This window comes from Streptomyces sp. SD31 (genome assembly GCF_052068475.1).
Lineage (GTDB): Bacteria > Actinomycetota > Actinomycetes > Streptomycetales > Streptomycetaceae > Streptomyces.
Map to the genome: position 1 here is coordinate 122,028 of NZ_JBQHCX010000022.1, position 23,872 is coordinate 145,899.

Annotated in this window: 28 protein-coding genes; 12 read left to right on the forward strand and 16 right to left on the reverse strand. The window is 70.6% G+C overall.

Annotated elements, in window-relative coordinates:
• The first annotated feature begins 92 nt into the window (after positions 1–92).
• The 3 genes from ACTMVF_RS37240 (at position 93) to ACTMVF_RS37250 (ending at position 2,411) form a co-directional block, all read left to right on the forward strand.
• On the forward strand, positions 93–539 hold the full coding sequence (locus ACTMVF_RS37240; RefSeq protein WP_441275501.1) for a MarR family winged helix-turn-helix transcriptional regulator: 447 nt from the start codon (positions 93–95) through the stop codon (positions 537–539).
• Positions 540–748: 209 nt separating this feature from the next.
• The gene (locus ACTMVF_RS37245; RefSeq protein ID WP_441275502.1) at positions 749–1,459 is read left to right on the forward strand and encodes a chitinase; all 711 of its coding nucleotides are present in this window, start codon (positions 749–751) and stop codon (positions 1,457–1,459) included.
• A 46-nt stretch (positions 1,460–1,505) separates the two neighbouring features.
• Positions 1,506–2,411 carry an aldo/keto reductase gene (locus tag ACTMVF_RS37250; RefSeq protein WP_441275503.1) on the forward strand — a complete coding sequence of 302 codons (906 nt, stop codon included), beginning with the start codon at positions 1,506–1,508 and terminating at the stop codon, positions 2,409–2,411.
• A gap of 30 nt (positions 2,412–2,441) precedes the next feature.
• On the opposite strand, the gene sph is transcribed toward ACTMVF_RS37250, so the two are convergent.
• Positions 2,442–3,428 carry a sphingomyelin phosphodiesterase gene (sph, locus tag ACTMVF_RS37255; RefSeq protein ID WP_441275504.1) on the reverse strand — a complete coding sequence of 329 codons (987 nt, stop codon included), beginning with the start codon at positions 3,426–3,428 and terminating at the stop codon, positions 2,442–2,444.
• Positions 3,429–3,539: 111 nt separating this feature from the next.
• A complete protein-coding gene (locus ACTMVF_RS37260) occupies positions 3,540–3,998 on the reverse strand; it encodes a pyridoxamine 5'-phosphate oxidase family protein (protein ID WP_441275505.1) in 459 nt (152 codons plus the stop codon).
• A 175-nt stretch (positions 3,999–4,173) separates the two neighbouring features.
• On the opposite strand from ACTMVF_RS37260, the gene ACTMVF_RS37265 reads away from it, so the two are divergent.
• A complete protein-coding gene (locus ACTMVF_RS37265) occupies positions 4,174–4,560 on the forward strand; it encodes a VOC family protein (protein ID WP_441275506.1) in 387 nt (128 codons plus the stop codon).
• 62 nt (positions 4,561–4,622) lie between these two features.
• Positions 4,623–5,693: an adenosine deaminase gene (locus tag ACTMVF_RS37270; RefSeq protein WP_441275507.1), complete on the forward strand. Its 1,071-nt coding sequence runs from the start codon at positions 4,623–4,625 to the stop codon at positions 5,691–5,693.
• A 13-nt stretch (positions 5,694–5,706) separates the two neighbouring features.
• Here the strand turns inward: ACTMVF_RS37270 and ACTMVF_RS37275 are convergent, their stop codons facing one another.
• Both ACTMVF_RS37275 and ACTMVF_RS37280 read right to left on the reverse strand, forming a co-directional pair.
• Positions 5,707–6,216 carry a mycothiol transferase gene (locus ACTMVF_RS37275; RefSeq protein ID WP_441275508.1) on the reverse strand — a complete coding sequence of 170 codons (510 nt, stop codon included), beginning with the start codon at positions 6,214–6,216 and terminating at the stop codon, positions 5,707–5,709.
• 25 nt (positions 6,217–6,241) lie between these two features.
• A complete protein-coding gene (locus ACTMVF_RS37280; protein WP_441275509.1) occupies positions 6,242–7,129 on the reverse strand; it encodes a LysR substrate-binding domain-containing protein in 888 nt (295 codons plus the stop codon).
• A 149-nt stretch (positions 7,130–7,278) separates the two neighbouring features.
• On the opposite strand from ACTMVF_RS37280, the gene mgrA reads away from it, so the two are divergent.
• The gene (gene mgrA, locus ACTMVF_RS37285; protein WP_441275510.1) at positions 7,279–8,271 is read left to right on the forward strand and encodes an L-glyceraldehyde 3-phosphate reductase; all 993 of its coding nucleotides are present in this window, start codon (positions 7,279–7,281) and stop codon (positions 8,269–8,271) included.
• Here the strand turns inward: mgrA and ACTMVF_RS37290 are convergent.
• A complete protein-coding gene (locus ACTMVF_RS37290) occupies positions 8,261–8,548 on the reverse strand; it encodes a DUF1905 domain-containing protein (RefSeq protein ID WP_441275574.1) in 288 nt (95 codons plus the stop codon). The genes mgrA and ACTMVF_RS37290 overlap by 11 nt on opposite strands.
• 115 nt (positions 8,549–8,663) lie before the next feature.
• The gene (locus ACTMVF_RS37295) at positions 8,664–9,047 is read right to left on the reverse strand and encodes a nuclear transport factor 2 family protein (protein ID WP_441275511.1); all 384 of its coding nucleotides are present in this window, start codon (positions 9,045–9,047) and stop codon (positions 8,664–8,666) included.
• Positions 9,048–9,407: 360 nt separating this feature from the next.
• On the opposite strand from ACTMVF_RS37295, the gene ACTMVF_RS37300 reads away from it, so the two are divergent.
• Positions 9,408–9,818, forward strand: a complete 411-nt coding sequence (locus ACTMVF_RS37300) for a hypothetical protein (RefSeq protein ID WP_441275512.1) — start codon at positions 9,408–9,410, stop codon at positions 9,816–9,818.
• Positions 9,819–9,927: 109 nt separating this feature from the next.
• Here ACTMVF_RS37300 and ACTMVF_RS37305 read toward each other — a convergent pair whose 3' ends face one another.
• A complete protein-coding gene (locus ACTMVF_RS37305) occupies positions 9,928–11,214 on the reverse strand; it encodes a streptophobe family protein (RefSeq protein ID WP_441275513.1) in 1,287 nt (428 codons plus the stop codon).
• A gap of 208 nt (positions 11,215–11,422) precedes the next feature.
• On the opposite strand from ACTMVF_RS37305, the gene ACTMVF_RS37310 reads away from it, so the two are divergent.
• Both ACTMVF_RS37310 and ACTMVF_RS37315 read left to right on the forward strand, forming a co-directional pair.
• Complete coding sequence (locus ACTMVF_RS37310) at positions 11,423–11,878, forward strand: ATP-binding protein (protein WP_441275514.1); 456 nt, start codon at positions 11,423–11,425, stop codon at positions 11,876–11,878.
• A 131-nt stretch (positions 11,879–12,009) separates the two neighbouring features.
• Positions 12,010–12,411: a helix-turn-helix domain-containing protein gene (locus ACTMVF_RS37315; RefSeq protein ID WP_441275515.1), complete on the forward strand. Its 402-nt coding sequence runs from the start codon at positions 12,010–12,012 to the stop codon at positions 12,409–12,411.
• A 16-nt stretch (positions 12,412–12,427) separates the two neighbouring features.
• Here ACTMVF_RS37315 and ACTMVF_RS37320 read toward each other — a convergent pair whose 3' ends face one another.
• From ACTMVF_RS37320 to ACTMVF_RS37330, 3 genes are all read right to left on the reverse strand, one after another.
• On the reverse strand, positions 12,428–13,030 hold the full coding sequence (locus ACTMVF_RS37320) for a ClpP family protease (protein ID WP_369166634.1): 603 nt from the start codon (positions 13,028–13,030) through the stop codon (positions 12,428–12,430).
• A 1-nt stretch (position 13,031) separates the two neighbouring features.
• Complete coding sequence (locus ACTMVF_RS37325) at positions 13,032–13,670, reverse strand: ATP-dependent Clp protease proteolytic subunit (RefSeq protein ID WP_441275516.1); 639 nt, start codon at positions 13,668–13,670, stop codon at positions 13,032–13,034.
• Positions 13,671–13,791: 121 nt separating this feature from the next.
• Positions 13,792–14,997, reverse strand: a complete 1,206-nt coding sequence (locus ACTMVF_RS37330; protein WP_441275517.1) for an epoxide hydrolase family protein — start codon at positions 14,995–14,997, stop codon at positions 13,792–13,794.
• A 124-nt stretch (positions 14,998–15,121) separates the two neighbouring features.
• Here ACTMVF_RS37330 and ACTMVF_RS37335 point away from each other — a divergent pair, with 124 nt between their 5' ends.
• Positions 15,122–15,604: a VOC family protein gene (locus ACTMVF_RS37335; RefSeq protein WP_441275518.1), complete on the forward strand. Its 483-nt coding sequence runs from the start codon at positions 15,122–15,124 to the stop codon at positions 15,602–15,604.
• A gap of 8 nt (positions 15,605–15,612) precedes the next feature.
• Here ACTMVF_RS37335 and ACTMVF_RS37340 read toward each other — a convergent pair whose 3' ends face one another.
• The 5 genes from ACTMVF_RS37340 to ACTMVF_RS37360 form a co-directional block, all read right to left on the reverse strand.
• Positions 15,613–16,515, reverse strand: a complete 903-nt coding sequence (locus tag ACTMVF_RS37340) for an SGNH/GDSL hydrolase family protein (RefSeq protein WP_441275519.1) — start codon at positions 16,513–16,515, stop codon at positions 15,613–15,615.
• A 145-nt stretch (positions 16,516–16,660) separates the two neighbouring features.
• On the reverse strand, positions 16,661–17,539 hold the full coding sequence (locus tag ACTMVF_RS37345; protein ID WP_441275520.1) for a geranyl diphosphate 2-C-methyltransferase: 879 nt from the start codon (positions 17,537–17,539) through the stop codon (positions 16,661–16,663).
• 50 nt (positions 17,540–17,589) lie between these two features.
• On the reverse strand, positions 17,590–18,633 hold the full coding sequence (locus ACTMVF_RS37350) for a family 2 encapsulin nanocompartment cargo protein terpene cyclase (protein ID WP_441275521.1): 1,044 nt from the start codon (positions 18,631–18,633) through the stop codon (positions 17,590–17,592).
• 16 nt (positions 18,634–18,649) lie between these two features.
• Positions 18,650–20,092 (reverse strand): family 2B encapsulin nanocompartment shell protein, encoded by a 1,443-nt coding sequence (locus tag ACTMVF_RS37355; protein WP_441275522.1) that lies wholly within the window; start codon positions 20,090–20,092, stop codon positions 18,650–18,652.
• 187 nt (positions 20,093–20,279) lie between these two features.
• Complete coding sequence (locus ACTMVF_RS37360; protein WP_441275575.1) at positions 20,280–21,287, reverse strand: zinc-binding alcohol dehydrogenase family protein; 1,008 nt, start codon at positions 21,285–21,287, stop codon at positions 20,280–20,282.
• Positions 21,288–21,437: 150 nt separating this feature from the next.
• Here ACTMVF_RS37360 and ACTMVF_RS37365 point away from each other — a divergent pair, with 150 nt between their 5' ends.
• Positions 21,438–22,241 (forward strand): VOC family protein, encoded by an 804-nt coding sequence (locus tag ACTMVF_RS37365; RefSeq protein ID WP_441275523.1) that lies wholly within the window; start codon positions 21,438–21,440, stop codon positions 22,239–22,241.
• A 47-nt stretch (positions 22,242–22,288) separates the two neighbouring features.
• Positions 22,289–22,969, forward strand: coding sequence for a ribonuclease H family protein (locus ACTMVF_RS37370; RefSeq protein WP_441275524.1), 681 nt, complete (start codon positions 22,289–22,291; stop codon positions 22,967–22,969).
• A gap of 58 nt (positions 22,970–23,027) precedes the next feature.
• On the opposite strand, the gene melC2 is transcribed toward ACTMVF_RS37370, so the two are convergent.
• Positions 23,028–23,852, reverse strand: coding sequence for a tyrosinase MelC2 (gene melC2, locus ACTMVF_RS37375; protein WP_441275525.1), 825 nt, complete (start codon positions 23,850–23,852; stop codon positions 23,028–23,030).
• Positions 23,853–23,872 lie beyond the last annotated feature (20 nt).

Sequence of the window (23,872 nt, forward strand, 5' to 3'; positions counted from 1 at the left end):
GACGGTCTGTGGAGACCTGGACGACGCGGCCGACCCATGGGGGTGAAGCGGCACTTGTACGATTGACGGCACCCCGGGACCCAGGGAGCAGGATGCCTACCCCACCTCCGCGTCAGCCGCAGGATCTGACGCAGTTGCTGACGCGCGCCGAACGACTGGCCGCGCGCCGGTTGCAGAGCGTGCTCGACGAGGACGGCTGCTCGCTCGACGCCTGGCGGGTGCTCTCCCTGCTCTCCGACGGCGCCGGCCACCACATGTCGGCGGTGGCCGAAGCGGCCTTCCTGCCGCCGGCGACGCTCACCAAGCTGGTCGACCACCTCGTCGACCAGAACCTCGTCTACCGCCGCGTCGACCCGCTGGACCGGCGCCGCATCCTCGCCCACCTCACCCCGCGCGGCGAGACCTACTGGCGGCGGCTCAGCCGCGAGGTCCGCGCGGGCCTGCCGGTGCTGAGCGAAGGTGACGAGGAGCTGCTGCGGGGCCTGCTCGCGCGGCTGGTCGAGACGCTGGAGCAAGCGGCGGTGGAGAGCCCGACCTGACCCGGCACATCAACTCTCTCGCACAGCTACCGGAGTTGGTTGGTCCGGACCATTGACTGGTTCATACCAAAGCGGTTGAGTGTGTCCCCACACCCCCCCACCACGGCCGCCCCCACGCCGTGGCCGACCTGGTCGGCGCGTGCGCGCAAGGCTCTGCTTCGCCCTGCCCTTGTCCGGGTGCGGCCGTGCTCCGCAAAGGAGTTGATCCTGTGTCGAGGCGCCGCATAACCGCACTGCTGTCCTCACTCGCCCTGGGAAGCGCCGCGCTGCTGCTCCAGCCGGCCCCGAGCGCGTCCGCCGCCGGGTTCGTCGTCAGCGAGTCGCAGTTCAACCAGATGTTCCCGAACCGGAATTCGTTCTACACGTACAGCGGCCTCACCGCCGCCCTCAGCGCCTACCCCGGCTTCGCCAACACCGGCAGCGACACGGTGAAGAAGCAGGAGGCGGCCGCCTTCCTCGCCAACGTCAACCACGAGACCGGCGGCCTGGTCCACATCGTCGAGCAGAACCAGGCCAACTACCCGCACTACTGCGACCGGAGCCGGCCGTACGGCTGCCCGGCAGGCCAGGCCGCCTACTACGGACGCGGCCCCATCCAGCTCAGCTGGAACTTCAACTACAAGGCCGCGGGCGACGCCCTCGGCATCGACCTGCTGGGCAACCCCTGGCGGGTGCAGAACGAGGCGGCCGTCGCCTGGAAGACCGGCCTGTGGTACTGGAACACCCAGAACGGCCCCGGCACCATGACCCCCCACAACGCCATGGTCAACCAGGCCGGCTTCGGCCAGACGATCCGCTCCATCAACGGCTCCCTGGAGTGCGACGGCAAGAACCCGGCGCAGGTACAGAGCCGCGTCAGCGCCTACCAGCGGTTCACACAGATCCTCGGGGTCTCCCCGGGCGGCAACCTGTACTGCTGACCCCCGGTGCCCAATTCGTGCCCGAGGCGTGTGCGAGACTCCGCCCATGACCTCCGAAACGATCATCGCGGATGCCGCGGGCACCTGGAAGCTCGGCGACCTGTCCGTGAGCCGCGTCGGCTTCGGCGCGATGCGGCTGACGGGCAGTGCCGCCTTCCATCACGGGACGCCGAGCGACCGGGAGCGCTCGATCGCCGTACTGCGCAAGGCGGTCGAGCTCGGCGTCACCCACATCGACACGGCCGCCTTCTACTTCTCCGCCCTCCGCTCGGCCAACGAACTGATCAACACCGCGCTGGCGCCGTACCCCGACGACCTGGTCATCGCCGCGAAGGTCGGCCCCTACCGCGACTACCACGGCGAGTGGGGCACCTCGGCCCGCCCCGACCAGCTGCGCGGCCACGTCGAGGAGAACCTGCGCCAGCTCGGCCGCGACCACCTGGACGTCGTATACCTGCGCCGCATGCGTCAGGACTCCATCGCCGAGCACTTCGGCGCGCTGTCCGAACTGCGCGACGCGGGCCTCGTACGGCACCTCGGCATCTCCGCCGTGGAGCCACGGCACCTCGCCGAGGCCCAGGCCATCGCGCCCGTGGTGAGCGTGCAGAACCGGTACGCGCTCGACCGGCCCGACCCCGAGGCCGACGAACTCCTGCGCCTGTGCGGCGAGCAGGGCATCGCCTTCGTGCCGTTCTACGCCGTGGCCGGCGACACCGGGGAGCGGGGCGCGACCGCCGCCCATGACGACGAGGTACTCGCCGTGGCGCGGGCGCACGGCGCGAGCCCCGCCCAGGTACGCATCGCCTGGACCCTGCACCAGGGCCCGCACGTCCTCGCCATCCCCGGCACCGGCAACCCCGACCACCTGGCCGAGAATGTGGCCGCGGGCGCGCTCCGACTCACCGACGACGAGCTGGCCCGGCTCAACTCCGCGCGGCAGCAGACCGGTTGAGCCGGAGCCATGGGGACACTGCTCGTCCGCTCAGCCCGCGTACCCGGTCACCGGATAGTGGTCCGAGAGGTTCGTGTACGTGTAGTCCGTACCCCAGCTCGTCACCGTCCAGGGCGCGCTCTGCTCCTTGACGACCTCGTTCTTCCAGACCGCGGGACGGGCGTGCCCCGCGCGGTGAAGGACGTAGTCCAGGTCCTCGCGCGGGTCGTCGGGGTAGCGGTCGCGGGCGATGGAGTTGTCCTGCGTGTCGAAGGAGTACGGGTGCCCGGTGCGCGCGTCGGCCCCGACCAGAGCGCCGTCGGCGAGCATGGAGGCGTACTCGGCGGTGCGCGAGTCGACGTTCAAGTCCCCGGCGACCAGGACCTGTTCACCCGCGGGGATGTTCTTGGCGTCCAGGAACGCGTCGATCGCCTTGAACTGCCGGCTGCGCATCGCGGCGGCCTCACCGGCCTCACAGCCCGGGTCGGTCGACTGGGCGTGCGTGCCCACGACGTGCACCTTGGCGCCGTTCACGTTCAACACCACATAAGCGAAGCCCTTGTTGGACCACCAGTCCGCCCCGCACGCGTCCTTGTACACGTACTGCTCCTTGCGCAGCACCGGCCACTTGCTGAGGATCGTGACCCCACCGTCCTCGGGCGTCGTCGCCGAGTACGCGCCGCCCGTCGCGTCCCAGCCGTCCTTGCTCCGCCCCACCACCGGCGTCTGGTACGGATACGCGCCCGCCACGGCGGACTTCAGCGCATCGGACGACGAGTTGTCGAAGGCCTCCTGCACCACCACGACGTCGTTCCCGCGGAAGAAGGACGCCTTCGCGATCTCCGCCGCCCGGTGGTCCTGGCCCCAGTTCGGGTAAAGGGTCCGACTGAAGAGGAAGGCGTTGTACGACAGCACCCGCAGCGCAGGGGTCTGGTCTGCGGCCGTCGCGGCGGGAGCGGCGCCCGCGAGCCCGGCGGTGGCGAGCGTGAGGGCGAGCACGGCTGCGCCCGGGGTGCGGCGCGGTGCGAAGAGCGTCACTGGATCTCCCTGAGGGTGAGGGGCTGAGTGGCGCCGCACATCAAACCACCGGCGATTACTCCCAGGTAACTCCCGTGCGTGAAAAGAATGTCGGACAGCGGTACGCCCGGCTCAGACCACCCACACCCCGTCCCGCATGAGATACCGTCCGCGCATCTCGTGCTCCCCGTTCCGCGCCTGCACCAGGCGCGGACGCACCCGGAAGTAGACGTACGCGGCCTCGTCCGCCCGGGGATCCCAGCCCGTCTTCGCGAGGAACGCCTCGGCCGCCGCGGCCGGCACCTCGTCGGCGGCGTGCAACTCCGCCTCGCCGTCGACGAGGACGACGTCCAAGGTGTCCCCGAGCGCCAGCCGGGCGCGCCCGCCGTCGCGCAGATTGCGTCCGGTCGGGGTGGCCGGCCGGGTCGCGAGCCACAGGGACTCGCCGTGCCACACGAACCAGAGCGGAACCAGGCACGGCAGCCCGTCGGGGCCGGCCGTGGCCACCCAGATGTCCATCTCCTTCTCCAGGCGGGCCAGGAGATCGCGCTTGCGCTGCTCGGGGGCACGGGGCGGCTTGGTGATCTTCATGGCCGGGACGGTACCGGGGGGAGGGGGCGATGCGGATCGGGCCCGGGGCCCGCCTCGATTCGGGCCTCGGTCCTAGGTCTCCGGGCCGGACGGAGGGACCGTCCCGCGGGTGACTGGCGTCCGCGACGTTTTACGTATAACCTCTCCCGTCAATCGCACCTCCCGGAAGGCCCCGATGAGACGCATCGCCCTGGTCACCCTCGTCGTCGACGACTACGACGAGGCGATCCGCCACTACACCGAAGCCCTCGGCTTCCGGCTCGTCGAGGACACCCCGCGCCCGGACGGCTCCCGCTGGGTCGTCGTCCAGCCCGGCGACGAGGGCACCTGTCTGCTGCTGGCCCGGGCCAAGGGGGACCAGCAGCGCGCCCGGATCGGTGACCAGACCGGTGGGCGAGTCGGGTTCTTCCTGCACACCGACGACTTCGCTCGCGACCACACCCGTATGCTCGCCGCGGGCGTGACCTTCCTGGAGGAGCCCCGGCACGAGCCGTACGGCTCCGTCGCCGTCTTCCGGGACCTCTACGGCAACCGCTGGGACCTGCTCCAGCCCGCCGACTGAACCGTCACCCTCTCCTCCCGCCGCTCCGAACCACCTCGCTGAAGCCCAAGGAAAGACCCGCCATGACTGCTACGCGCGTAGACGCCGAAGTGATCCGCCGCCTCCCCAAGGCCGTCCTGCACGACCACCTCGACGGCGGCCTGCGCCCCGCCACCGTGGTGGAGCTCGCGGAGACGGTCGGCCACACCCTGCCCACCACCGACCCGGACGAGCTCGCCGCCTGGTACTACGAGGCCGCGAACTCCGGCGACCTGGTCCGCTACATCGCCACCTTCGAGCACACCCTCGCCGTCATGCAGACCCGCGAGGGCCTGCTGCGCACCGCCGAGGAGTACGTCCTCGACCTGGCCGCCGACGGTGTCGTCTACGGCGAGGTGCGCTACGCCCCCGAGCTGAACACCAGGGGCGGGCTGACGATGAGCGAGGTCGTCGAGACTGTCCAGGAGGGCCTCGCCGCCGGTATGGCGAAGGCCGCGGCCGCGGGTACTCCGGTGCGGGTCGGCACGCTGCTGTGCGGGATGCGGATGTTCGACCGCGTGCGCGAGGCCGCCGACCTCGCCGTGGCCTTCCGTGACGCGGGCGTGGTGGGCTTCGACATCGCCGGTGCCGAGGACGGCTTCCCGCCCGCCGACCACCTCGCCGCCTTCGAGTACCTGCGCCGCGAGAGCGTCCCGTTCACCATCCACGCCGGCGAGGCGCACGGCCTGCCCAGCATCCACCAGGCCCTCCAGGTGTGCGGCGCCCAGCGCATCGGTCACGGCGTGCGCATCACCGACGACATGGTCGACGGCAAGCTCGGCCGCCTGGCCGGCTGGGTGCGCGACCGCCGTATCGCCCTGGAGATGTGCCCGACCTCCAACCTCCAGACCGGCGCCGCCACCTCCATCGCCGAGCACCCGATCACCGCGCTCAAGGACCTCGGCTTCCGCGTCACCCTCAACACCGACAACCGTCTGGTCTCGGGTACGACGATGACCCGCGAGATGTCCCTGCTGGTCGAGCAGGCCGGCTGGACCGTCGAGGACCTGCGCACGGTGACGGTGAACGCCCTGAAGAGCGCGTTCATCCCCTTCGACGAGCGCAAGGCCCTCATCGAGGACGTCGTCCTGCCGGGGTACGCGGCCGCGCTGTGAAGCGGCTCGCGGGCTATGGGCTCTTCAGCAGCCCGCGGACATAGGCGGCCTGTCCGACGTGCTGCAGATCGTCGGACAGGACGCTGACCAGCCGTACGCCCAGACTGACCGGCGGGTCCCAGCGCTCGTCCACGATGCGCTCCAGATCCTTGGCGGCCACCTCCCGCAGGGCCCCGAGGGTCTGGGCGTGCACGGCGTCGTAGTAGCGGGTCAGCAGGTCACCGGAGTCGACCCGCACCTTGGCGACCTTCGCGGGGGTGTGCCCGTAGCCGGTGTCATGGCGTGGCAGGTCGAGGCCGAACGTCTTCTGGAAGTCCTGGGTCAGCCACACCTGGTCGAGGTCGAAGGCATCGGCGATGTGGTCGTCCTGGACCCGGGTGAGATGCCAGATGAGCCAGGCGACGGAGTTGGCGTCGGCGGAGGGGCGGGCGTGGAGGTCGTCGGGGCCGAGGCCCTCGACGGCGGCGTGGACTTCTTCCTGGATGCGGTTGTATCCGTCGATGAGGATGTCCTTGGCATGCATGGCTCCACCATCGCGCACCCGTCCGTCACGCGCCTTCCGTCTCCAGCAGTGCCATCAGGGCCCGCGCCGCCGGGCTGGTGGCCTGCGGCGGCGGAAGCAGGGCGACCGTCTCGTAGACGTTCTCGTCGGCGACCTTCACGGGCAACGCGGTCAGTGACCGCCGCTTGTGCCGGAAGTGGCGCGGTACGACGGCCACGCCGAGGTCCTCGTCCACCAGGTCCAGGAGGCTGTGCACGTCGTTGACCTCCAGGGAGACGCTCCGCCGTACCCCGGCGGCGGCGAAGACCGCGTCGGTGGTGCGGCGCGGCCCCCAGTCCGGGTGGAAGTCGACGAAGACCTCCCCGCCCAGCTCCTCCGGAGTGACCGCCGCCCCGGCGGCCGCGAGCCGGTGGCTCGGATGGCACAGGACGGTCATCGGTTCGCCGGTCAGCGGTACGACCCGCAGCTGGTCGGTGTCCTCCTGCGCGGCCCGTACGGCGAAGGCCATGTCGAGGCGCCCGGCCGCGACCTCCTCCGCGAGTGCGCCCGAACCGGCCTGACGCAGACAGATCTCCACGTCCGGATGCTGCCGCCGGAAGGCCGCGAGCAGCCCCGCCACATGCACCCCGGCTATGCACTGCTCCGACCCGAGCGCCAGCATCCCGCGCAGCACGCCCTGCACCGCGGCCACCGCCTCATGGGCCGCCCGCACCTGCGCCAGGATCCGCTCCGCCTCGCCCAGCAGCGCCCGCCCGGCCGGGGTGAGCGTCACCCGGCGGGTCGTCCGCACGAACAGCGGCGTCTGCAACTCCCGTTCCAGTGCCCGGATCGATGCCGACAGGCCCGACTGGGACACCATCAGGCGTTCGGCCGCCCGGGTGAAGTGCTGGTCCTCGGCGACCGCCACGAAGTGCTGGAGATGGCGCAGTTCCATGATTGAGCAGCGTAACCGCTGAATCCCATCGGATTTACCTGTTGGACCACTGCCCGCAGGTCACGACAGAGTGGAGGGCGACTGGAATACCGGTCGAGCACCGGTTCTGCGGAACCGTCCACACGTGTGCCAACCCCTCTGGAGTCGCGTTGTACACCGCACACACCGACCGCTACGCGAACATGCCCTACCGGCGCACCGGGCGCAGCGGCCTCAAGCTCCCCGCGCTGTCCCTCGGACTGTGGCACAACTTCGGTCCGGACCGCCCCGTCGAGACCCAGCGAGCCATCCTGCGTCGCGCCTTCGACCTCGGCGTCACCCACTTCGACCTGGCCAACAACTACGGCCCGCCGCCCGGGGCCGCCGAGTCGGCGTTGGGCGAGGCGCTGAAGACGGACTTCGCGCCGTACCGGGACGAGCTGGTCATCTCGACCAAGGCCGGCTATCACATGTGGCCCGGCCCGTACGGCGAGTGGGGCTCGCGCAAGTACCTGCTGTCGTCGCTCGACCAGAGCCTGAAGCGGATGGGCCTGGACTACGTCGACATCTTCTACTCGCACCGCCCCGACCCGGACACTCCGCTGGAGGAGACGATGGGCGCCCTGCACTCGGCGGTGCAGCAGGGCAAGGCGCTGTACGCCGGCGTCTCCAACTACTCGCCCGAGCAGACCCGTGAGGCCGCCCGCATTCTCGACGAGCTGGGCACCCCGCTCCTCATCCACCAGCCGCGCTACTCGATGCTGGCCCGCGGCCCGGAGGAGTCGGGTCTGCTGGACACGCTGGACGAGCTCCAGGTCGGCTCCATCGTCTTCTCCCCGCTGGAGCAGGGCGTGCTGACCGCCCGCTACCTGGACGGCATCCCGGAGGACTCGCGGGCCGCGAGCGACAGCCCGTTCCTGAACTCGGACAGGCTCACCGAGGACCTGGTGGGTCAGCTGCGCGCCCTCGACGACATCGCCAAGTCCCGCGGCCAGACCCTGGCCCAGATGGCGCTGGCCTGGGTGCTGCGCGGCGGCCGGGTGACCTCGGCGCTCGTCGGCGCGAGCAGTGCGCAGCAGATCGAGGACAGCGTCGCCGCCGCCCGTAACCTCGACTTCGACGCGGAGGAGCTGGCCCGGATCGACGCGGTGATCAAGGGCTGAGCCGTTCCGTCAGGTGAACGGTCACCCGGTCGCCCTCCTGTTTCCCGATGGCCTTGCGTACGTCGGCCTTCACGGGGAGCTTGTGGGTGCCGTCTCCGAGAGCCATGAACGAACTCTGGAACGGATGTCCGTCGACGGTCCCGCGGATCTTGACCAGCCCGCGGGTACCGAAGAAGTCGGCGGACTCCGGCCAGACGACATAGGTCCAGCCGCCCTTGCTGGGGCTCTTGAGCAGGACGGCGGTGAATTCCGCGTCCAATTTCCCGCTCGTGGCCATGTTCCCGCTCGTGGTCATGGTGTCCTCCATCGCGGCGGTCTGTGACGTCCTCGTCCTTCACTGCTACTGGTCAGACCGCCGCGAGGCACGGAACTCATCGCTCACGTCTCATCGCTCACGTCCGAGCGGGCACCCGGTCGAGGAATCCCAGGACGGACATGATCCGTCCCTCGGCGTCCAGTGTGATCACATCGGACCCGGCCACCGGCGCCGACCCGTCGTCCTCCCGTACCAGCTCCCAGGAGAAGCGCGCCGTGTCGTGATGGCCGTCGACGGAGCCGGTGAGCCGGAAGACGAAGCCGGGGAAGCGTGCTTGCGCCGCCGCGACGACAGCCACGATCCCCTCGTGTCCGCGGACGTCGGCGAGGGGGTCGGTGTAGCCGCCCTGCGGGGTCCACGCGGTGGCGACCGCCCGGGCCCGCTCACTGGGCTCGCGGGCGTTCCATGCCTCGAAGTAGCGGGCCACGGCGATGTCGTAGCGGTCGGTGGACGCGGGCATGGCGATCAGCCTCCAACGAGGTCGTCCATGAGGTCGTCATTGCTGGTCGGAACCCGGATGCCGGTCACGGCGACCCGGTACCGCAACGATGCCCGCCCGGTGCGGAAAGCTCGATTACTCCCGAGGTAATGCCCGGTCGTTTCCCCGAGGTTGACGTGTACCCGCCGTATTTCGGCCAACACCGGCGGTGAATATGCCAGGAGACTGGCCGGAAAGTCGTGGTGACAGTGTTTCAGTAGTCAACATACTCGACTACGAGGGTTCCTCACATGGGGCGACGGCACCCTTACACACCGCTCACGAGCCGCACGGGAAGCGAGGTCCGCCGAGAGGCGAACACGGCAACACGGGGGAGGCTACGTGCACGACGAGTTCCTGTGCCATGTCACCGCATACGGCGTATGCGGCGGACGGCGCATCGGTGTACCCCTGGGGACCTACAGGGCGCCCACCCTGGCCCTCGCCCTGTGGTGGTTACGCGACCGGGCTTCCTGGATCGCCGAGCGATTAGACCCGCAGCCCGACGCCGAGCACTTCCCGCCGGGCGCGCTCGTCCCGGTCGGCGACACCGTGCCCGACGTGCCGGCCGTACTGCGCACCTGGTGCGGTGACGTCGGCCAACAGGAGCTGGTCGCCGACGAGTTGGCGGCCGGGCGACTGGTGAGGCTCGCGGTGAGCGACGACACCACCGAGTACGAACTGCTCGCCGAGTCGGTGGACGCGCTGCGCATGCAGCGGACCATCCCGGCGCTGTTCGTGTCCATCGCATGAAGCCGCACAGCGGCGATCCCCTTCTTGAGCACTGGGCCGGCGCGTGGCCCACCGTGCCCCACGACGGCGGCCCGCTCACCCGCACCGCCCCCACTCCGTCGAGCGGGCGTCACCCTTCCCGGCGCGCCGCGATCTCGCCCCGGTGCCGCACCCGCCGCGCCGACAGCCCGCCGACGAACCCGGCGACCAGCCCCCACAGCAGCGCCAGACCGAACGCGCTCCACACCTCGGGCCTCAGGACCAGCTCACCGCCCAGATCGCCGCCCAGGTCGCCGATGCCCAGGACCGACAGGCCGTAGTGCGCGGAGATCCGGCCGACGAGGCAGATCATCAGGACCGTCAGCGCGAGAGCGACCGCCATGTGGACGGCGTGCTGCCAGGCGCGCGTCCGGGCAGCTGAACGTCTCGCCATCACGAACGCGACGGCCGGCAGCAGGGCCGCGTCGACGGCGACGAGCCACCACACCCGGCTGTCGTACTCGGCGAGCGTGCCCAGATTGAGCGCGGCGTCGTCCCGCCCGCGCAGCACCTCGTCGAGGACATGCGGCATGGGCAGCCCGAACGGCCCCTCCACCCGGCCGTTCCATGTCGCGCCGAGCCCGATCGTGAGGGCGAGCCACATCAGGTTCGGCATCCCGAGCAGGATCACCGCGAGCGTCTCGACCGCGTGCCCGTGTGTCGCCGCGACGACCAGACCGACGACGACACCCAGCCCGACCCACGCCAGCAGCAGCACCACCATGGCGTACGCGGCCGGTCGTACCGACTCCTGGAAGCGCAGCAGCCGGCCCGGCAGCGGAGCCCCGCGCGCGACCAGCAGAGCCACTACCAGCACGCCCGCCAGCCACAGCAGACCGAAGAACACGGTCGCCGGGACGTCCGTGGTGAAGCCGACCTCCGGTGAGATGCCGAACAGGTCACCGAGGTCGCCCAGGACGTCTTCCCCGAGGTCGCCGAGGGAGAGGGAGAAGGTCTGGCGGGCGGCGTAGGCCAGCGCCACCAGCCCGGCCAGCCACAGTACGGCGATCCTGGCGGCCCATCCGGCCAGCTCCCCGGCGCCGGTGACCGCCCGGTGCCGCAGCGGCCGCAGGAAACCGGCGGCCAGGACGAGGGCTCCGACGAGCGTGACGGACAGTGGGATCATGGTCAGCCCGGCGTCGGACTCGGCCAGCCCACCGGCGTTCCCGGAGAGCTCGACCGTGCCGCCGACCGCAGTGACCACGGTCGCGGCGACGACCCGCGGGAAGGCGTTGTCCGGAAGCTCCGCGGCCCCGGCCGCCCACAGCCCCAGCGATGCGACCACCCCCATCGAGACGAGCCCGGCCAGCACCGTGGCGAGGGCCCGCACCCAGCCGTGGCCGGCCACGGCCGGACGAGTGGGGGTCGGCACGCTCACCCTGCCCACGCTAAGCAGCACCGCGGCGGCGCGCCCTCCGGGAGGTCCGTCCGCGTCGGCCTGCGGGACGAGTGGCTCTCCCGCCGGCGGAGCCCCCTCCGTCGCTGTGACGTACAGCGCCACCTGCAGGGAGACTGCGCGGCTCCGCACTGGGTACGAGGACTGGTGCAGCAGCGTCCGGCCAGTCCGGCTTCCGAGAGAGAAACGCATGATCGAGCACGTGGACGGGGCAGTGATTCCGACTGGTTTCGACGTGCCCGTGGAACCGCTTCGGCGGGCGGCGCACTACAGCGGTGAACCGGGATGCATCGCCGAGGCGCGGTCCTTCGCCGCGCGGTTCCTGGGCCGGCTCAGGACCGAGTGGTGCGCCACGATCGGCGAGCCCGCCCAGGACAAGGTGCTCCTGGTGGTCAGCGAACTGGTCACCAACGCCGACCGGCACAGCAACGGCCCGTACATCCTGGACCTGGAGGGCACGGACGACGCGGTGATGATCTGCGTGTACGACAGCAGCTCCGCCCTGCCCCGCCGCTACCCCAAGGACCCGGAACGGGTCGGCCGACACGGCCTGGAGATAGTGCACGCGCTCGCGGCGGAGGTCACCGTGGAAAAGGTGCCGGTCGGCAAGCGGGTGCGGGCACTGCTGCGACTGACCGACGAGTGACGGACCGGCCGAACACCGTCGCCGCAGGGGTGAGTTGGCCCTGCCCGGCCCCACCGTCCCCGCCCGGCGATTCTCCCCAGAGCAGAACGCTGATCCCTTCCCACGAGCGCCGGGGAATCTAGTCTGAACAGGTGAGCAACCAACCGCCGAACGAAGCCCGCGTCATCCCGCTGCGCCCGCCTGCCGCGCGCCCGGCCGCCGCTCCGTCACAGCAGGGGGAGGCCAAGGAACCCCTGTGGCGTGACCTGGTCGGCGATGTCCTGCGCCGCGAGCGCCTGACCCAGGAGCGCACACTCAAGGACGTGGCCGACGCGGCCCGGATCTCCATGCCGTATCTCTCGGAGGTGGAGCGGGGCCGCAAGGAGGCCTCCTCGGAGGTCCTCGCGGCCGCCGCCCACGCCCTCGGACTCGGCCTCGGCGACCTGCTGTCGCGTGCGCAGGGCGAACTCGTCCGGATCACCAGCCGCCGGGTGCCCACCGCCGGCCGCAGCAGGGCCGGTGCGCCGTACGACGGGATGTGCCTGGCGGCGTGAGGACGCGCCGGCGCCCTCAGACCCGCACGAGGCGCCGGCTCACCACCTCGTCTGCCAGCCCGTACGCCACCGCTTCCTGTGCGGTGAACACCTTGTCGCGGTCCATGTCCGCACGCAGCGTCGCGATGTCGTGGTGCGTGTGCCGGGCCAGCACCTCCTCGACCTGCGAGCGGATCCGGACCATCTCCTTGGCCTGCAGGGCGAGATCGGACACCACGCCCCGGCTGCCGCCGCTGGCGGGCTGACCGAGCAGCACGCGCGCGTGCTCCAGCACGAACCGCCGGCCCGGATCCCCTCCGGCCAGCAGTACGGCCGCCGTGGACGCCGCCTGGCCGACGCAGAACGTGGAGATCGGCGCCTGCACGTACGTCATCGTGTCGTAGATCGCCATGAGCGAAGTGAACGATCCGCCGGGGGAGTTGATGTAGATCGCGACCTCGCTCTCCGGCGACGCCGACTCCAGATGGAGCAGTTGCGCGATGACGACGTTGGCGACGCCGTCGTCGATCTCCGTGCCGAGGAAGATGATCCGCTCCGACAGCAGCCGGCTGAACACGTCGTAGGACCGCTCGCCCTGCGGGGTGCGCTCGACGACGTTCGGAATCGTGTAGGTCCCCATGTCACAGCCCCATCCGTCGTCGGGAGGAAGCCGGGCGGACGTCCGTGAGGGACTCCACCACCCGGTCCACCATGCCGTACTCCCTGGCCTCCTCGGCCGTGAACCAGCGGTCGCGGTCGCCGTCCCGGGAGATGGTCTCCGCGCTCTGGCCGGTGTGTTCCGCGGTGATCCGCTCGATGGTCTTCTTGGTGAACTCCAGGTTCTCCGCCTGGATCTCGATGTCCGCGGTCGTGCCGCCGATGCCCGCCGACGGCTGGTGCATCATGATCCGCGCGTTCGGCAGCGCGTAGCGCTTGCCTTCGGTGCCGACGCTCAGCAGGAACTGGCCCATGCTGGCCGCGAAGCCCATGGCGAGCGTCGAGACGTCGTTCGGGATCAGCCGCATCGTGTCGTAGATGGCGAGCCCCGCGTGCACCGAGCCGCCGGGGCTGTTGATGTACAGGGCGATGTCGGTGCGCGGGTCCTCCGCGGAGAGGATCAGCAACTGGGCGCAGATGCGGTTCGCGGAGACCTCGTCGACCTGGGTGCCCAGCAGGACGATGCGCTGCGCCAGCAGCTGGGACGCGAGCTGGTCGTCGAAGCGGGTGGGAGGGGTGTCGCCCTCCTCCGCCCGCGGAGCGAGTGTGGTGAGTGGTGTCATCGGTTCTCCTCGTCGTGGCGTGGATGCCGTCGACTCCACTGTTGACCGCGGACGAGGCCGGAACGAGGTTTCTCTGCCCGCGGCAGATTCGCCACGGGCAGAGCATGGGCAGAGCGCCGGGTCAGCCCTTCTCGCGCAACTGCCGGAAGAACGCCCGTACGTCGTCCACCAGCAGGTCGGGCTCCTCCATCGCCGCGAAGTGCCCGCCCCGGTCGAGCTCCGTCCAGCGCACGATGTTCTCCGTGCGCTCCGCCTTGTGGCGCAGCGGGATCTGCGGATCGCCGGGGAAGGAGGCCACCGCGGTCGGGGCGGTCGAGGGCTCGTGCGGAGCGGCGATCCGGTCGCCCGTGGCGTGGGCCCGCTCGTAGTAGACGCGGGCGGACGAACCGGCCGTACCCGTCAGCCAGTACAGCATCACGTTCGTGAGCATCAGATCCCGGTCGACGGCCTCCTCCGGCAGCTGCTCGGAGTCCGTCCACTCCTGGAACTTCTCCACGATCCAGGCGAGTTGACCGACCGGCGAGTCCGTGAGCGCGTACGACAGGGTCTGCGGCCGGGTGGACTGCTGATGGAAGTAGCCCGTGCCGTCGCGGAACCACTCGGCCCACCGGCGCCACGAGGTGAGCGTGCGCTCCCGCTCCCGCGGGCTGAGCGCCTCCAACTCCTCGGGCGTCGGCTCGGTGGCCGCCTGCGCGCCGGGCAGCAGGTTGAGATGGATGCCGATGGCCCGGTCGGGGTGGACGCGGCCCAGCTCGCGGGAGATGCCCGCGCCCCAGTCGCCGCCCTGGGCGCCGAACCGGTCGTAGCCGAGGCGGGTCATCAGCTCCACCCACGCGTCGGCGATCCGGCGCGCCTCCCAGCCGGTCTCCCGGGTGGGCCCGGAGAACCCGAAGCCGGGGATGCTCGGCAGCACGACGTGGAAGGCGTCGGCGGGGTCACCGCCGTGCGCGGCCGGGTTCGTCAATGGGCCGACGATGTCGAGGAACTCGACGATCGAGCCCGGCCAGCCGTGCGTGACGATCAGCGGGGTGGCATCGGGCTCGGGGGAGCGGACATGGGCGAAGTGCACATGCGCGCCGTCGATCTCGGTCGTGAACTGCGGCCACTCGTTCAGCCGTGCCTCTGCGGCCCTCCAGTCGTATGCGTGCCGCCAGTACCGCACCAGCTCGCGCAGATACTCCGACGGAACCCCGTACGCCCATCCCACCCCGGGAAGTTCGTCGGGCCATCGGGTGGCGTCGAGGCGGCGGTGGAGATCGTCCAGGTCGCTCTGCGGTATGGCGATACGGAAGGGATGGATGCCGCTGTCGGTGGGCGAAGACGTCATGAACGGGATGCTAGTGCCGAAGGGTGTAGCGGCCATCTGGATTAACCGGCCACGCGACCGATGAGTTCCGGCGCGAGGATCGGTCGACACAGATGACAGCGTCCCGCACGCCCAGGAGGTACTGATGGCAACCGACGGATTCACCACGTGTCTCTGGTTCGACGGCCAGGCCGAGGAGGCCGCCCATTTCTACGTCTCGGTCTTCAAGAACTCCAGCGTGGGCAAGGTCGCGTACTACCCCGAGGGAGCGATGCAGCCCGCGGGCAGCGTGATGACGGTCGAGTTCACGGCCAACGGCCACAAGTTCCTCGGGCTCAACGGCGGTCCTCAGTTCAAGTTCACCGAGGCGACCTCCTTCATGATCTTCTGCGAGAACCAGGAGGAGATCGACTACTACTGGGCCAAGCTCACCGAGAACGGCGGCGAGCCCGGCCCGTGCGGCTGGCTCAAGGACAGGTACGGCGTGTCCTGGCAGGTCGTCCCGGACCGGCTCCAGGAGATGATCACCGACCCGGACCCGGCGAAGACGGCCCGCGTGACCGAGGCGTTCATGGCGATGAGCAAGTTCGACATCGCCGCCCTGGACAAGGCATACGCGGGCGAGTGAGCCCGGGCCTACAGGTTCTCGCGGATCGCCCGAGTGATCGCCAGGGCGATCCGCAGGATCCCGGGGGAGCGGACCGGGCACGGCTTCGGTTTCGAGGTCGTGGGCGCCAGACAGAAGTGCAGGTAGTCGTCGTCGCGGTGCAGCGCCGTCCGGTCGCGGCCCGGCTGAGTGCAGTACTCGGCGTGTTCGCGCTCGTAGGCCGTGCACGGCAGGTACTGGACCCAGGAGTAGCGTGCCCCGGCCGCACTCACCGCCTTGCCCGCGTCGGCGACCAGGTCGCCCGAGGCGGCGGCCCGCTCCTCGTAGAGGGCGTTGACGCGCCGGACCCGGTCGGGGGTGATCGGGTCCGGGCCCTGCGCGACCCAGACGATCCGCGCGTCCCCGGCGGCCGCGATCTGGTCGGCGAGCCGCTTGATGTCGGCCGCGTACCGCTTGAAGTACTTCTCGGGGGAGGCGTCGTAGGTGATCCCGTCCATGCACGGTGTGTAGCCCCACGCGTTGCCCCAGAACTGAAGCACCACGAAGTCCGGCCGCAGCCTGCGTACCAGGGCGGCCGCCTTGTCCGCGACCGGGACGAGGGACCGCTTGCCCGTGCCCTCCACGTAGTCGCACACCGTGGTGCCCGAGTACGGGGCGCTCGTGTACGTCGCCCGCAGTTCGCGGCGCAGCTCCTGCCCGAGCACCTGCTGCGCCTCCATCGCGAGCGAGTCGCCCAGATACAGCACGGAGGGCGCCTTCGCGGCGGGCGCCGTGGCAGAGGTGCCGGGCGAGGCGGGCGCCCGCTGGTGGGTGGTGGCCGACGCCTGAGGCACCTCGGGCGGCGCGGCGGCCTCCGGCTCGGACGCCGGGTCCCCGCACGCCCCGAGGAGCACGGCGGCCAGCAGCACCCCGACGACCCACGGCTTGCGCATACGGCAACTCCCGCCCCGGACACCGAAAAACGGCTCCCCAGGCAAGCACAGCGGGGCCCACGGGGGAAGACCCGCGTCGGCCACGGAATGCCCATGACCGACGCGGTCCCGACGGTCGTTCAGAACCCCCGCTCAGAACCGTCGTTCAGATACGGTCCGCCGCGATCAGCAGGTACTGGAAACTGCCGTTCCTGTACGCGTCCAGGAACGTGTCCTCGATGCCCGTCACCAGGTGCTCGGCCTCGCGGCGCAGCTCCCAGTAGGGGATGGTCGCCTCGGTGAGGTCCTCCACATGGACCGGAACCAGCCGGTTGCGGGCCATGGCCCGGAAGTACGCCGAGCGTGGGTGGATGTCGCAGATGTAGTGGGCGTTGATGAGCGACACCTCGCGGGAGGCACGCCCGTAGGTGTCGTTGTAGCAGCCGGTGATCACCACATAGCGGCCGCCGCGGCGCAGCAGCCGGGCGTGCTCGGCGAACAGCAGGTCCAGCTCGACGTACATCGTGGACTCGTTGTTCCATGACGCCGCGAACGCCCCGGACGGCAGTCCGGTGTCGAGCATGTTGCGGCAGTGGTAGCGGACCCGGTCGTCGATGTCCCGCTTGCGGGCCTGCTCGTTCGCGAACTGGGCCTGCTTGGCGGAGAGCGTGACGCCGTCCGCCTGGCAGCCGTACCGCAGATGCGCCACCACACTGCCGCCGCCGCGTCCGCAGCCCGCGTCGAAGACACGGTCGGCGGGCGTCAGCGGGCCCAGGTGGGTGGCGAGCAGTTCGGCCTGGGCGTGTTCCAGCCGGTGCAGTTCGGCGGTGATGCGCTCGCGGCGCAGCCCCGGATCGGGTTCGTCGAGCACGGAGCGGTCGGCGGCGCCGATGCCGTAGTGGTGGTGGTACAGGTCGTCGATCTTTCCGAGTTCGAGGTTGACCGGGTTCTCCTCGGCGTTCCAGTAGTCCGCGACGCGGGTCTGGTACGTGGACTGGGACGGCACCGGGGCGGTGGTGGTGCCGGCTTCGGGGGCGATGGTCAACGGTGACTCCTCGTGCCGTTGTGTCTGACGTTCTGTCATGCGATCGCGCTCTACCAGTAGTTGGGCAGGTGATAGCGGTGGCTGTTGGTGGCGTGCCACTCGTGGTTGCCGGCCACCCAGTCGGACAGGCCTCGGGTGTAGCGCTCGACGAGGGGCGAGGTGGCGGACAGCAGGGCGGACTCCTCCTCGAAGGCCTCCATGATCCGGTTGTGGATCTCGACGGCCTTCAGATAGGCGGCCTTGAGCCCGCACCGCTCGTTGGCCGCGATGACCTGCGGCAGGTTGAGGTGGGTCGGGTCGCTCGCCAGCTCCTTGGTGAAGGAGTACAGGTCGTTGACGATCGTGGTCGCGTTGCAGGCGAGCGCCGTGATCCGCTGGATCTCGGGCCGGGCGTAGACCGCCTCGGGCAGTTCGTAGCCGTCCACGGCGTCCACGATCGACAGACACGGACGGAAGTTGTTGAACTGCCGCATGACCAGGTACTCCCAGACGCGCGGCACATACCGGGTCTCCGCCCAGGCGGCCTCGGCCAGATAGCCCAGGTGCAGTCGGGCGATGTCGTGCACGAAACGGTCGGTCTGGCTGGGCGTGGCGAAGCCGGCGTAGTCCGCGAGGGCGAAGTGGTACGAGCGCAGCGGACCGTCGGCCCGCACGCCCTCCCGCCACTCCTCCTCCAGCTCGGGAATGCCGTGGTACGGGTCGATCGCCGACTGGGCCATGATCAGCCGGCCCCCGAGGCCCCGGCGCGCCCCGCCCCGGCCCTCGTCCTCCTCGCAGTAGCAGGAGTCGACGACGTTCTCGGCGAGCAGCAGCTCACCGGCGACCGTCAGCCGTTCCAGATCGGCCGCCTCCGGATGCTGGAGCACCACGGCCCGCCCGAACTGGAACCCCGAGAAGTCCCCCTTCCACGCCTCGGGGAACAGGTCAAGCCGCCGAGCCCAGGCCTCCAGCCTGCGGTCGACCTCCGCGGCCTTCCCGGGGTCGGCGGGCGCGACCTGCCGGTACCGCAGCCCCGGAATCGCCCCGCCGCGGCGGGTGCGCAGCGTGCTCGCCACCTTCGGTGGGCCCGGCAGGGAGAAGGCGGACGTGCTCATGACGTGCTCCACGCGGTCACTCGGCCGTCCGGCCGATCTGGGCGTTCTCGAGGATTCCGACCGCGTCGGGCACGAGGATCGCCAGCGAGTAGTAGGCGGTGACGAGATAGCGGATGATCGAGTTGGTGCCGATTCCCATGAACCGCACGTTCAGACCGGGCTGGTACTCCTCGGGGATCCCGGTCTGGTACAGCCCGATGGCCCCCTGGTCACCCTCTCCGGTGCGCAGCGCGATGATGCTGCTGGTGTGCTGCGGGCTGATCGGGATCTTGTTGCAGGGGAAGATCGGGACACCGCGCCAGGCGGGGATCTCGTGGCCCTCGACGCTCGCCGTGCCGGGCACCAGGCCGCGCCGGTTGCACTGCCGGAAGAACGCCGCGATCGCCTTCGGATGGGCGATGAACAGCTTGGTCTTGCGGCGCATCGACAGCAGCTCGTCCATGTCGTCCGGGGTCGGCGGCCCGGTGAAGGTGCTGATGCGCTGCCCGTAGTCGGCGTTGTGCAGCAGCCCGAACTCCCGGTTGTTGACCAGCTCCCACTCCTGGCGCTCGCGGATCTCCTCGATGGTCAGCCTCAGCTGCTGCTCGGTCTGGTCCATCGGGTTGTTGTAGAGGTCGGCGACCCGGGTGTGGACGCGCAGCACGGTCTGGGTGAGGGACAACTCGTACTCGCGCGGGGCGAGTTCGTAGTCGACGTAGCCGCCGTTGATGGTCGGCTCACCGATGTGGCCGGCCTGCACCGGGACGTCTGCCTCGCCCTTGCGGTTCATCGGCAGCCGCTGCCGCTCGGCGAAGGCCTCCAGGTGCGCCGCGAGGGACGGCACCCGGTCGGTGAACTCCTCGACCACGGTCCAGGGGAGCACCAGCAGCACACCGGCGGTCTCCGCCCGCACCGAGCTCAGCCACAGCGGGTCGTGCCGGCCGATGGCCTCGTCGCCGATCTGGTCGCCGTCGGTGACGACGCCGAGGATCTCCTCCTCGCCGTACTTGCCTTCCGTGAAGCGGGTGAACCGGCCGTGCACGACGAGGTAGGCCTCCGTGACGGGTTGCCCGGCCTCGACGAGCACCTGGCCGGCGCGGACCTCGCGGACCCGGAAACGGGTGGCGACCTCCCTGAGGACGTCGGTGTCGGAGTAGCCGCGCAGTACCGGCAGTTCGGTGAGTGTCTCGGGGATGACCTTGATGTCGTCGGCACCGTTCTGCTCGAACTGCACCCGGCCGCGGCCGATGCGCAGCTGCAGACGCCGGTTGACCCGGTAGGTGCCGCCCTTGACGTCCACCCAGGGCAGCATCCGCAGCAGCCAGCGCGAGCTGATGGCCTGCATCTGGGGTTCGGACTTGGTGGTCGTGGCGAGCTGCCGGGCCGCCTGGGTACTGAGGCTGGTGAGCTGACCGTCGGACTGGGGTTCGGGATCGGGTTCGTCGATGACGGGACCGGTGGCGCTATCCGGTGTGGACACATTCCCTCCCGGGAGATGAGCGGGCTGGCCATGCGCGGTACCAGCCAACAGCCGGGGAGGCGGCCGGGTCAGGGCGTGAACGGGGCGACTTCAGGCCCTGGAGGTACAAACCTGCCGTACGAGGCAGTGGGCACACCGTGAGTGATCACGCTCCCCTCCCGTGCCCCCGCACGCGGCGACGGAACGCTCAGAGCAGGTCGTTCACCAGCACCGCCGCCCCGTCGAACCGCCCGGCCTTGAGATCCACGAGTGCCTGGTCGGCCCGCGACAGCGGATATGTGTGCGTCGTGGCGTGCACACCGTGCTCGGCGGCGAGCGCCAGGAACTCCCGGCCGTCCTGACGCGTGTTGGAGGTGACGCTGCGCAGCTGCTTCTCGTAGAAGAGCTCGCTCGTGTAGCGCAGCGCCGGGACGTCGCTGAGGTGGATGCCGGCGATCGCCAGCGTGCCGCCCCGGTCGAGGGCCCGCAGCGCGACGGGGACCAGGTCGCCGACCGGCGCGAACAGGATCGCGCTGTCCAGCGGCTCCGGCGGCATCTCGTACGCGTCGCGCGCCGTGGCGGCGCCCAGGTCGAGCGCCAGCTTGCGCGCGGCCGCGCCCCGCGTCAGCACGTGCACGGTGGCGCCCTCGGCCAGCGCCACCTGCGCGCACAGATGGGCGCTGCCTCCGAAGCCGTACAGCCCGAGCCGCCCGCCCGGAGGCAGGGCCGCCCGCCGCAGCGCGCGGTAGCCGATGATCCCGGCGCACAGCAGCGGTGCGGACGTCACATCGTCGAGGCCGCCGGGCAGCCGGTAGGCGTACGTGGCCGGTACGGTCGTGTACGGCGCGTAACCGCCGTCGGCGTCCCAGCCCGTGTACCGCGAGGCCGGGCACAGGTTCTCGGCGCCGCGCGCACAGTAGGCGCAGGTGCCGTCGGTGCGCCGCAGCCAGGCCACCCCCACCCGCTCCCCGACGTCGAAGCCACGCACCGCCGCCCCGGCCCCGGCCACCTTGCCGACCACCTCGTGCCCGGGCGTGACCCCCGGCCGGCGCACCGGCAGCTCCCCCTCCGCGACGTGCAGATCCGTACGGCACACCCCACTCGCGCGCACCCGCACGAGCAGCTCGTCGTCCTCCGGCACCGGCACCGGCTTCTCGACGAGCCGCAGGGACCCTTCCTCCACCGGCCCGGGCTCGATCACCGACCACGCGCGCATCGTCTCGTCGGCCATACCGTGCCCCCTTGGTCTCGCGGCGCCGTCTGCCCCCAGTCTGGAACGGAAGCCGCCATTCGGCGCGCGACCGGCCCCACGGGTGACTAGCGTGAGAATCCGGACAACTCACCGAGCCGGAAGAGGGCCGCAGCCATGGCCGTGCAACCTCAAGGGACCCCCTGTTGGGCCGACGCGATGTTCAGCGACGTCGAGGGAGCCAAGAACTTCTACGGCGACGTCCTCGGCTGGACCTTCGGCGAGGCGTCGTCGGAGTACGGCAACTACACCCAGGCCTACGCGAACGGCAAGGCCGCCGCCGCGGTGGTCCCGCCCATGCCGGGCCAGGAGGGCATGTCCCAGTGGTGCCTGTACTTCGCCTCCTCCGACGTCGCCGCGACCGCCGCCACGATCCGTGAGAACGGCGGCGAGATCCTGATGGAGCCGATGGCGGTCGGCGACTTCGGCAGCATGTGCCTGGCCCGCGACCCCGGCGGCGTCGTCTTCGGTGTCTGGCAGGCCGGCGCCCACGAGGGCTTCGAAACGGCGATGGACGAGGCCGGCGCCTTCTGCTGGGCGGAGGTCTTCACTCGCGAACCGGAGAAGTCCGACACCTTCTTCCCCGCCGTCTTCGGCTACGGGCAGCAGCAGATGGAGGACGACGCGATCGACTTCCGCCTCTACACCCTCGGCAAGGAGACCATGGCCCTGGGCCGGATGAAGATGACCGACGACTTCCCGCCCGAGGTCCCGCCCTACATCAACGTCTACTTCAACGTCCCCGACTGCGACGACGCCGTCGCCAAGGCCACCAAGCTCGGCGGCGTGCTGCGCTTCGGCCCGATGAGCAGCCCCTTCGGCCGGTTCGCGGCGCTGAGCGACCCGCAGGGCGCGAACTTCTCGGTGATCGACACCAGTACGACCGAGGGCGACATGCCCAAGCTCAGCGACGTCTCCTGAACGGCTCCGCGACCTGGCACCCGGCCCACCCATGGCATGATCGGCGCATGCGTGAACGAGTTGTGGCCGCGTGCGACGGGGCTTCGAAGGGAAACCCCGGGCCGGCGGGCTGGGCCTGGGTCGTCGCCGACGGCAAGGAGACCCCTACTCGGTGGGAGGCGGGCCCGCTCGGCAGGGCCACCAACAACGTCGCGGAACTCACCGCGCTGGAACGCCTGCTCACGGCGACCGACCCCGGCGTACCGCTGGAGATCCGGATGGACTCGCAGTACGCCATGAAGGCCGTCACCACCTGGCTGCCGGGCTGGAAGCGCAACGGCTGGAAGACGGCCGCCGGCAAGCCCGTCGCCAACCAGGACCTGGTCGTGCGCATCGACGAACTGCTCGACGGCCGCACCGTCGAGTTCCGCTACGTCCCCGCCCACCAGGTCGACGGCGACCCGCTGAACGACTTCGCCGACCGCGCCGCCAGCCAGGCGGCCACCGTCCAGGAACCCGCGGGCAGCGGCCTCGGCTCACCCGAGCCGCCGCCCTCCCCGGACACCCCGTCGGCCAAGGCCCCGCGCCGCAAGGCCGCCGCGACCCGTAAGAACGGCAGCTCCTCCCGCACCATCAAGGCCAAGTTCCCCGGCCGCTGCATCTGCGGCCGCGGCTACGCGGCGGGCGAGCCCATCGCCAAGAACCCCCAGGGCTGGGGCCACCCGGACTGCCGTACCGCCGAGGCCTGACGGCCGTCCGAACGAGCGGTCCGAACGGGCGCTCCCTACTGGCGGTCCCTACGGCGTCTCAGGCCGCGTCGAACGTGTAGTGCGCGGTGTGGTCCAGCAGGTCGGCGGGACGCACGTCGTTCCACGGCTTCATCGTGTCGCCCAGGTCGACCACGTTCGGCGTCCCGGCGGCCGGCAGATAGGCCGAGCCGGGGTGCCGCCGCTGCCACTCCGCCCACAGCTTGTCTATGTAGGCGTGGTGCAGCCAGAACACCGGGTCGTTGGGTGACACACCGGTCGCCATCTGCCCGCCGACCCAGACATGGACCCGGTTGTGCAGATTGACGCCGCGCCAGCCTTCGAGGTGGTTGCGGAAACCGTCCGACCCGCTGTTCCAGGGCGCCATGTCGTACGTCGCCATGGCGAGCACGGACTCCACCTCGGCCCGGGTCGGCAGCTCCCGCACGGCCGCGCCGAGCGAGCGGCGCAGAAACGTACGGCCGTCGACCCGCACGTTGATCGGCCAGTTGCCGGTGGACGCGGCGAACGGCCCGTCCATCACCTGTCCGTCCCGACTGCGCCCGGTGCCGCCGAGGAAGTCGGGCGCCCACAGCGAGGACCGTATCGAGCGGTCGGTGCTCCAGTCCCAGTACGGCAGCGCGACCGAGGCGTCGACTTCCTGCAACGCGCGCTCGAACTCCAGCAGGAATCTGCGGTGCCAGGGCAGGAAGGACGGTGAACGGTGGCCGACGCGCTCCCCGTTGTCGGTGTCACCGACGATGAAGGCGTTGTGGGTCGTGACGAACGCGTCGTAGCGGCCGTTGCGCTTCAGCTCCAGGAGGGCGGCGACGAACCGCCGCTTCTCGTCGGCGGTCAGCAGGGCCTGGTTCTTGCGGACAGTCATGAGGTGCGAGTGCTCCAAAG